Raw genomic sequence first — 8,880 nt, forward strand, 5'->3', positions numbered from 1 at the left:
CCCGTATCGGCGGTCGGTTCAAAAGCGGCACGCCAGAGCAAGACCTAAGCCGAATTCTGTCCCCGCCGGAGTCCGACGGGGGATGATCATTTCTCTGGGACCGCGGTTTCCCGCGGCCTCGTGCGACCTGACCCGAGGACTCGGGCGGGCCACCCTTCTCTCCCCGAGGGGAGAACGTCCTCCTATTTGGTCTTGCTCCGGGTGGGGTTTGCCGTGCCCCCTTGGTCGCCCGCGGGGCGGTGGGCTCTTACCCCACCGTTTCACCCTTACCCCGACATGGGATCATGCCGGGGCGGTTTGTTTTCTGTGGCACTTTCCGTCCCCTTGCGGAGCCTCCGCGTTACGGAGCACCCTGCCCTTCGGAGTTCGGACTTTCCTCTCCGGACGAACCGGAGCGATCATCCGTCCTGCTCTGGCGTGCGCGAGGATTATACGCGGCCGCGCCTCACGATGTAAACGTGCAGCGGGCCACCTCTCACGTGGCGCAGCAACGTGCAGCGCGCCACAAGCTGGCACGCAATATCCATGCGCCGCCGGATCATCCGTGGAAACGACGGCCCTTCAAACAGCCCAACCTCTCAGGGCCGAACCCTTAACCGGACATTTCTACTTGGGGGAGAAGCGGACATTTCTATTTGGGCTTTACAAGCAACGAATGACACGCGCGACAAATGGCGTCTTGACAGCATGCGCGGGGCCTTGCTATGCTACGCGCATTTCATTTTCGGTATGCGGGTCGCGCGGCTCGGCACCACGCTTGGCCGCGTGGCTACGAGGATGTGGGAGGGCGGGACGTCGGGCACCATCACATTCACTCGGACCAGGAGGGGCGCATGACCAAAGCAGAGTTGATCGACAAGATTGCCGGTTCAGCGGGGATCTCCAAAACGTCGGCCGGGAAGGCGCTCAGCGCCTTTGTCACCGGCGTCACGGGCGCGCTCAAAAAGGGCCAGCGAGTGTCGCTCGTGGGCTTCGGTACCTTCGCGGTGTCCAAGCGTAAGGCGCGTATGGGCCGTAACCCGCGCACCGGGGAGGCGATCAAAATCGCCGCCACCAAGGTTCCCCGTTTTTCCGCTGGCAAGACGTTCAAATCCGCTATTCGTTAAGACCGGCTCTCGCGCCCCGTCGCGCGGGTCTTAGACATTCGAGCGGCTGTGGCGGAACGTCGTCACAGCCGCTCGCGCGTCGAGCGAATCGCTTGACAACGCGGAAAGCCATTAAGTAGGATGGGCACTCCGCGGAGGCCAGGCACGTAGCTCAGGGGGAGAGCGCTACCTTGACACGGTAGAGGTCGGCGGTTCAAGACCGCCCGTGCCTACCATCCGAGCGTACTGAGCGCCTCGCGGGCCCCGTTTTCCCGGGCCGAGAAGCGAAATCCTCAACGGGTGTGTACTGGAAAGGTGTATTCTGGACCGTCATGAATTGTGTGGACTTTTTGAAGCCATTCCGGTGTGTTGTGCAACGCGCCATGCCGCTGCCACCTGTTCGCCACGCCTCTTGATTCCCTCCCGATGATCGTCGAACACCCGCTGTATGTCGGCTGACATGCGCCAGATCACGCTGACGTTCCCCGACGGCACGACCAAGGCATACCCGGCCGGGGTCACCCCTTTGACCGTGATCGAGGGACTGAATCCTGCGGTCAGGGCCCGCGCGGTGTCGCTCAGGGTGAACGGTAAACCGTCCGACTTGCACACGCCGCTGACCCACGACGCGCAGGTCGAGCCGCTGGCCTTCGATACCCCCGACGGGCGCGAGGTGTTTCGTCACAGCTCGGCGCACTTGATGGCGCAGGCCGTCAAGCGCCTGTTCCCCGGCGTCAAGCTGGCGATCGGTCCCGCGATCGAAGACGGCTTTTATTACGACTTCGACTACGACCGCCCCCTGACTCCCGAGGACCTCGACAAGATCGAGACCACGATGCAAGAGTTGGCCCGGACCGGGTGGTCGATCGAGCGCCAGGAGATGCCCAAGGCGGACGCGATCCGGTTCTTTCGCGAGCGCGGTGAGCCGTATAAGGTCGAAATCATCGAAGGGATCCCCGACCCCACCGTCAGCCTGTACAAACAAGGCGAGTTTATTGACCTGTGCGAAGGACCGCACCTGGCCACCACCGCCGGGGTCGCGCATTTCAAGCTCATGACCGTCGCAGGCGCGTACTGGCGCGGCGATGAAAAGAACCGGATGTTGCAACGGATTTACGGCACGTCGTTCCCCACCCGCGAAGAGCTCGACGCGCACCTCGCCCGGTTGGAAGAAGCCAAACGCCGCGACCACCGCAAACTGGGCCGCGATCTGGATCTGTTTTCCATGACCGACGAGGTGGGCCCGGGCCTGGTGTTGTGGCACCCCAAGGGCGCCCGCATCCGCCGGACCATCGAAGACTTCTGGCGAGGGGAACACGACCGCGCGGGGTACGACATGGTCTACAGCCCTCACGTGGCCAAGCTCGAGCTGTGGAGGCGCAGCGGCCACGTGGACTTTTATCGCGACAACATGTTCGCGCCCATGGACGTTGAAGGGATCGAATACGAACTCAAGCCCATGAACTGCCCCTTCCACATCATGGTCTACAGGTCGCATCCCCGGAGCTACCGAGACCTGCCGGTGCGATTCGCCGAACTCGGCACGGTCTATCGCTTCGAACGCTCGGGCGTCCTGCACGGCTTGTTGCGGGTGCGCGGGTTTACGCAGGACGACGCGCATCTGTTTTGCCGCCCCGACCAGCTCCAGCACGAAATCACCACCGTGCTGGAGTTCGTGACCGCCATGCTGACCACCTTCGGCTTCCCGGATTTCGACATCTACCTCTCCACGCGCCCCGAGAAATACGTGGGCGCGTTGGATCGCTGGGACCTTGCCACGTCGGCGTTGGAGGGCGCGCTCCGCGCCAAGGGTCTGGCCTATCAGGTCGACCCCGGTGAAGGCGTGTTCTACGGTCCCAAGATCGACATCAAGATCAAAGACATCCTCAAGCGGTCCTGGCAGTGCGCGACGATCCAGGTGGACTTCAATTTCCCCGAGCGGTTCGGGCTGGTCTACACCGGCGAAGACGGAAAGGAGCACCAGCCGATCATGATCCATCGAGCCCTGCTCGGCTCGCTCGAACGGTTCCTCGGCGTGTTGATCGAGCACTACGGCGGCGCGTTCCCGACCTGGCTCGCGCCCACGCAAGCGATCGTGTTGCCTATCGCGGATCGTGTACACCCCTTTGCGCGCGAGGTCGCGGGCACGTTGGCCGGCCGAGGCATCCGGGCCGAGGTGGACGCCCGCAACGAGAAGATCGGGCTGAAGATCCGCGAGGCCCAGTTGGCCAAGATCCCGTACATGCTGGTGGTCGGCGACCGCGAGGCCGCAGCAGGCACCGTGTCGGTTCGCCGGCGCGACGGCCAGGAACTGCCCGGCCAGCCGGTTTCGGCAGTGGCTGAGCACATCGAATCGGAAATTCGTTCGCGTGGAGCCGGCCCCTCCACGGGAACAGGACCCGTGCCCAAGGGCCGGGCGTGATGCGCCGGGGCTCGGCGGAACAGAACCGAGCGGACGGACTGAGTCGGTAAAGGAGGTCATCTATCGCAGGGAAACTTCGGGTTAACCAGGAAATTCGAATCCGCGAAGTGCGGGTCATCGGCCCCAACTCCGAGCAGCTCGGGATCCTTGCGATCGGCGACGCGCTCAAACGCGCCGAAGAAGCGGGGTTGGACCTCGTGGAAGTCGCGCCGACCGCCAGCCCTCCCGTGTGCCGGATCATCGACTACGGGAAATACCGGTACGAGCAGGCGAAGAAACAACACGGGGCCAAGCAGAAATCCGCGCAGCTCAAGGAGGTCAAGCTCCGCCCCTTCACCGACACGCACGACCTTGAGTTCAAGACGCGCCACGCGCGCGACTTCCTGGCCGAGGGACACAAGGTGAAGATCACCGTGATGTTCCGGGGCCGCGAGATGGCGCACCAGGAAGCGGGGCGGAACGTGCTGGCCAAGGTGATCGAGCAGTTGGGATCCGCAGCGCAGGTCGAACAGCAGCCGCGGATGGAGGGTCGGAACATGAGTATCTTGCTGGCGCCCAAACACTGAAAGGAACCACGATGCCACGAACGGGAAAAAAGATGAAAACACACCGGGGCGCGCACAAGCGGTTTCGGACCACGGGGTCGGGGAAGATCGTCCGCAAGCGCTCGGGCAAGCGCCACCTCTTGAGCCACAAGAGCGCGCGTCGAAAACGCGGCTACAGCCTGCCCGCGGTGCTCAGCCCCGCGCAGCAGGACATGATCAAGCGTCTACTTCCCTACGGGGGAAAGACCTAACACGCACGACCGTATCAGATTGAAAGGAGTAATCGATGCCTCGCACCAAAGGCGGACCCAAAACTAAAGAACGACGACGCAAACGCCTCAAGCTGGCCAAAGGCGCCTTCGGCGGCAAGAGCCGCCTCTTCCGCACCGCGACCGAGCTGGTGGACAAAGGACGCCAGTACGCGTTCCGCGACCGCCGCGCGCGCAAGCGAGACTTCCGCCGGCTTTGGATCGCCAGGATTTCCGCGGCCACGCGGATGGAAGGCCTGTCCTACAGCCAGTTCATGGCCGCGCTGAAAAATCTGGGCGTCACGCTGAATCGCAAAGTCCTTGCAGAGCTGGCGATCGCGGATCCCGCGGGATTCTCCAAGATCGTGAGCCAAGCCAAGACCAAAACTGCAACGGCAGCGTAACCGGACGGATTGGGAAACTTGAGAGGGGCGCGCAAGCGCCCCTCTTCGTTTTTCAGGATTGAGAAATGAGCGGGTCCAGGGCCAGATCAAATGCTGCGCACGGCATGCCGATGCCCCAGACTTCCAGGACCGACGGCGACACTTCGCCGATCACGCCGATCGGCTGATCGTCTATGAGAATGGTTCCCGCGCGGCCGTCGATGAAAGTCGGGTGCTGGACCGGGTCGAGACGATAGTTCACATTCAGGGCGTAACAGAGATTTTCCAACGCAGCGTGGACTTCGGAAAACGCAGCCTCCGCATGAGCGATCAGCACGGCGGCTCGCATGTCCGTTCGACAACCCACTTCTGCGGCGGGGTCGACGGTCACGGCCTCGCCCACCTCGAACACCCGATGGGGATACACCGCCTTGGAGCTGGCCGCCTCCACGCGAAGCAGCGACGCCAGCAAATGGGGACGGAGCACCGCGAAGGTTTCGACCATGGGATTGTCCACCTCGACCAACCCACTTTCGACCGTCCGATCACCCATTCGCTCCACCACCTCGTGCCGCGAGGTAAGGATGTTGTCCATGGTTTCCTGGAAGCCCAACCCGGTCAGGAGCTCGCGTACGCGGTCCGCATAGCGCTCGATCGCCGACAGTGCGCCCACCGTGAACTGGCCCGGCATTTCGGGCGCGAACGAGTCGTAGCCGCGCGCGATGGCGATGTCTTCGACGATGTCGATGGGGTGCAGGATGTCGTCGCGGTGAGACGGAGGCGTGACCTTCAGGGTCGGACCCGATCCTGACACGCGATGGCCATATCCGGTGAGGAGGCGACCCGCCTCCGGCGGCCGGATCGACTCACCCAGCACCTGCTCGATCAAGTTCAACGGAACGGAGATGGCTTGGGTGATCTCCCGCGGCGTGATTATCTTGCGTCCCATGGGCGTGGCCCAGGGGTAGTCGATGGTCACGGGTTCGACCGTTGCGCCGCGATCAGCCAGGTTGGCGGCCCAGATATTCACGGCTAGGACCACCATGCGCAGATCCGTGCCCGTGACTTCGACCAAGAGATCGTCATCACCCACCGCGACCGCGCCCAGGGCTTGGCTGTTGATGATCGGCGGGAACGAGAGGACCTCCCCGCGCGCATCGACCAACAACGGGTACCGCGGGCTGTCGGCGATGATCTTGCCGTATGCCATGCCCTTGGGATGTTCGGCCAGAATTTCGCGCAGGGTCATGGTCCGGTCAACGCCCAGCGGCACGAAACTGGCCTCATCAGGCGCTGAGGTCGTGTACGACACCGGAAAAACGATTTTCTGCAGCGGGTACAGGCCGATGGACACGGTCTGACGCTTGCGGCCGTACAACTCGGCGAGCTTCTCCTGCGTCTGGATGAACTGTGTGAGCAGCGTGTCCGTCACTCCGACATTGCGCGCCACGCAGGCCCCGATGTAGGGCCGCACCTGACGGACGTCGGCCGTCACCTTGATGCGGTGCGCGCTCGACGGCCGAGCTGCCCTTCGCGGCGGCTTCGACGGCTTGATCGGCCGCAAGTGCCGCGCGATCCCTTCCACGCACCACAGATCCGGTCGGTTCGTATCGTTCAGCTCGATGCGCAACTCGCCAGTGGCTTCGACATACTCCTTCAATTCGCCTTTGACCAGAGAAAGCGAGGATTCGAGTTGCGCAGGGGTGAACTGTTTGTTGGCAAGGGCTTCGAGATCGGACTTCAGAACTGTAATAGTAGGCATGTCGTACTACAAGGTTGCTGTAGCGCGGTGGGCGCGAAGCTGTTCAAGGTCTGGCGTGAAGAGATCCCGGATGTCCGATAACCCCAGCGCGGTCATCGCCATCCGATCCAACCCCAACCCCCAGGCAATGACAGGGACTTTCACCCCCAACGGTCGCGTGACCTCCGGTCGGAACAGGCCTGCACCGCCCAGTTCCATCCAGCCCAGCTTGGGGTGCCTGGCGTGCATCTCCACCGAGGGCTCGGTATATGGGAAATACGCGGGGAGGAACTTGACTTCGGGGGCGCGCGCGACTTCTACGGCAAACAGGCGCAACAGGCCCAACAACGTCCGGAACGTGATGTCCTCACCCAGCACAATGCCTTCCACCTGAAAAAAGTCCGGCGCGTGCGTGGCGTCGACCTGATCGTAGCGAAAGCAGCGCGCGATCGAAAAGTACTTGCCCGGAATCTTGGGCCCGCTCGCCATGGTGCGCGCAGAAACGGATGTACCCTGGCTGCGCAGCACCAGGCGCCTGGCACGTGTGGGGTCGAACGGATAACGCCAACCCACCGAACCCGTGCCCTTGCCGTTCTCATGCGCGCGGGCCACGTTGGTGGCGAACGGCTCTGAAATCGGCTGTGATTCGCGCGGTTCGCGCACGAAGTACACGTCGTGGATCTCGCGCGCGGGGTGAAACTGCGGCATGAAGAGCGCGTCCATGTTCCAGAACTCGTTTTCAACCAGCGGACCGCGCATCTCCTCGAAGCCCATGGACACGAGTCGCGTCTTCACTTCATCCAGAAACGCCCGATACGGGTGTTTGCGCCCGCCGAACACCCGCGCGGGGCGCAATCCGATGTTGTATTTGCGAAACGTCTTGCCGCGCCATGCTCCGTCTTTGAGCAAGTCGGGCGTGAGCTGTGAGATTTCTTCGGACAACCCGAGGCCGCGCTCGCGAACGGCTCGGGCAAGCGCAGCACCGACGTCGGTCAGCGCGAACGTGCGTTCTTTATCTTCATCGATTCGGAAGATCCCCTTAGCCTTACCGCGCTTGGTGAAATGTTGTTCGACCAGACGATCCGACGCAGTCGCGGGTTCGTTCATCACCCGCGATCCTGCCCGACCCAGTGTTTCAATTTCGTGTTGCAGCGCCTGCAATTCGCCAAGGTCAGCGCCCGGCACGGCCTCCAGCACGCCGCCTTCACCAATACGAATCGCACCCAGTCCCTTCAGCGTTCCAACCGCGCCGCTGACTTCGTCCGGCTCCAGCCCACGACCCGATCGTAAATCCCCGACGGTCAACCGCTGGCCTTCGGAGAGCCACTTGAGTATGCGAAGCTCGGGGATCAAATCGGTGGCATAGCGCTTTCCGGCCTCGGCCAGCGCTGCCCGCCGCGTCACGCGCTCGCTCTCTACGCGGACCGCGCCTTTGGTGAGCAGCCACCCCAGCGCCATGGAGAGCTGCGACGCAGCCAGCCCGCTCCCCTCTCGCAGCGCCACTTCGGATGCCGCGGATTGATCGCCAAACGCGCGAAACACGCGAGCCTCCAGCGGATGGAGACCATCCAGAAGCGCCTGAATTTCTGGGGAAAGCATGGGACGGGATGCTAGCAAAGGGCCTGGGGGAAGTCAACGAATGCAGATTGAATGCCGGGCTGGCATGTAATAGAATCCCGCTATGTCCGACGACATTCCCAGATCCCCGCTCACCGGCCGCCGCGCCAGCAAGTTGGGCGACGAGATGGCGCTTGCCAAAATCGAACACGCGCGGAGCATGACCATGGAGCAGCGCCTCCTCGTATCCCTGGAACTCTCCGATATGTGCCTTCTGCTGAGGCGCGAGTGTTCCGACAAGCACTAAAGGACATTGTTCGCCGCCTCGAACAGGCAAAGGCTGATGGCCTGCTCCGCGGGTATGCGTTAATCGGCGGACTGGCCACGGGAGCCTGGGGCGCACCGCGCGCGACCCAGGATATCGATTTTGCCGTCGCAACAGCCGGCGACCACCCTAAGCTCGCTCAGGCGCTCGGGGCCCGATTCCGTTCGGGAGGGCCCGACGATCCTTTACCGGGGGTGTTTACGCTCTCAGTCCAAACCGGAGGCGACTCCATTCCCATTCAACTGGTCGTACTCCCGCCTCGGTGGATCGAGATCGTGATGAATCATGTCCAACCGGCAACGATTCTGGACTCATCCGTACCTGTCGTCTCGTGGCAGGCTCTCGTTCTTCTGAAACTCTACGCCGGTGGACCGCAGGACCTGTCGGACGCGAGAGCGATCCTCGCAGTCAGGCAACCGAAACCTGAGGAGATCAGGGAGATGTCGAGCCTAGGAGCCTGTCCGAGTAATCGGCTTGTGTCGGCTATCCATTTCGTGTATAGTTCGCGGGACCCTTGCGACGAACGGAGGCCCCATGAGCAAGACGTATCGGCCCTACGAACCGGACCAGGTGT

At 62.8% G+C, this 8,880-nt stretch carries 8 protein-coding genes, 1 tRNA gene and 1 other RNA gene; 7 read left to right on the forward strand and 3 right to left on the reverse strand.

The genetic code is table 11. The features are described 5' to 3' along the window. Positions 1 to 30: 30 nt before the first annotated feature. Positions 31 to 414, reverse strand: an RNA gene (gene rnpB / locus AB1451_13815) — RNase P RNA component class A. A gap of 419 nt (positions 415 to 833) precedes the next feature. On the opposite strand from rnpB, the gene AB1451_13820 reads away from it, so the two are divergent. The 6 genes from AB1451_13820 (at position 834) to rplT (ending at position 4,704) form a co-directional block, all read left to right on the forward strand. Continuing rightward, positions 834 to 1,106 carry an HU family DNA-binding protein gene (locus AB1451_13820; protein ID MEW6683972.1) on the forward strand — a complete coding sequence of 91 codons (273 nt, stop codon included), beginning with the start codon at positions 834 to 836 and terminating at the stop codon, positions 1,104 to 1,106. A gap of 140 nt (positions 1,107 to 1,246) precedes the next feature. Continuing rightward, positions 1,247 to 1,321, forward strand: a tRNA-Val gene (locus AB1451_13825). Between the two features lie 212 nt (positions 1,322 to 1,533). Beyond that, positions 1,534 to 3,507 (forward strand): threonine--tRNA ligase, encoded by a 1,974-nt coding sequence (gene thrS / locus AB1451_13830; GenBank protein MEW6683973.1) that lies wholly within the window; start codon positions 1,534 to 1,536, stop codon positions 3,505 to 3,507. Between the two features lie 62 nt (positions 3,508 to 3,569). After that, positions 3,570 to 4,073: a translation initiation factor IF-3 gene (infC, locus tag AB1451_13835; GenBank protein MEW6683974.1), complete on the forward strand. Its 504-nt coding sequence runs from the start codon at positions 3,570 to 3,572 to the stop codon at positions 4,071 to 4,073. Positions 4,074 to 4,084: 11 nt separating this feature from the next. After that, positions 4,085 to 4,303 (forward strand): 50S ribosomal protein L35, encoded by a 219-nt coding sequence (gene rpmI / locus AB1451_13840; protein MEW6683975.1) that lies wholly within the window; start codon positions 4,085 to 4,087, stop codon positions 4,301 to 4,303. A gap of 35 nt (positions 4,304 to 4,338) precedes the next feature. Further along, complete coding sequence (gene rplT / locus AB1451_13845) at positions 4,339 to 4,704, forward strand: 50S ribosomal protein L20 (protein ID MEW6683976.1); 366 nt, start codon at positions 4,339 to 4,341, stop codon at positions 4,702 to 4,704. A gap of 52 nt (positions 4,705 to 4,756) precedes the next feature. Here the strand turns inward: rplT and pheT are convergent, their stop codons facing one another. After that, positions 4,757 to 6,445: a phenylalanine--tRNA ligase subunit beta gene (gene pheT, locus AB1451_13850; GenBank protein MEW6683977.1), complete on the reverse strand. Its 1,689-nt coding sequence runs from the start codon at positions 6,443 to 6,445 to the stop codon at positions 4,757 to 4,759. Positions 6,446 to 6,451: 6 nt separating this feature from the next. Beyond that, positions 6,452 to 8,023: a phenylalanine--tRNA ligase subunit alpha gene (locus AB1451_13855; protein ID MEW6683978.1), complete on the reverse strand. Its 1,572-nt coding sequence runs from the start codon at positions 8,021 to 8,023 to the stop codon at positions 6,452 to 6,454. A gap of 82 nt (positions 8,024 to 8,105) precedes the next feature. On the opposite strand from AB1451_13855, the gene AB1451_13860 reads away from it, so the two are divergent. After that, positions 8,106 to 8,288 carry a hypothetical protein gene (locus tag AB1451_13860; protein MEW6683979.1) on the forward strand — a complete coding sequence of 61 codons (183 nt, stop codon included), beginning with the start codon at positions 8,106 to 8,108 and terminating at the stop codon, positions 8,286 to 8,288. The last annotated feature ends 592 nt before the right edge of the window (positions 8,289 to 8,880 follow it).

This window comes from Nitrospirota bacterium, from assembly GCA_040757335.1.
Classification (GTDB): domain Bacteria; phylum Nitrospirota; class Nitrospiria; order 2-01-FULL-66-17; family 2-01-FULL-66-17; genus JBFLXB01.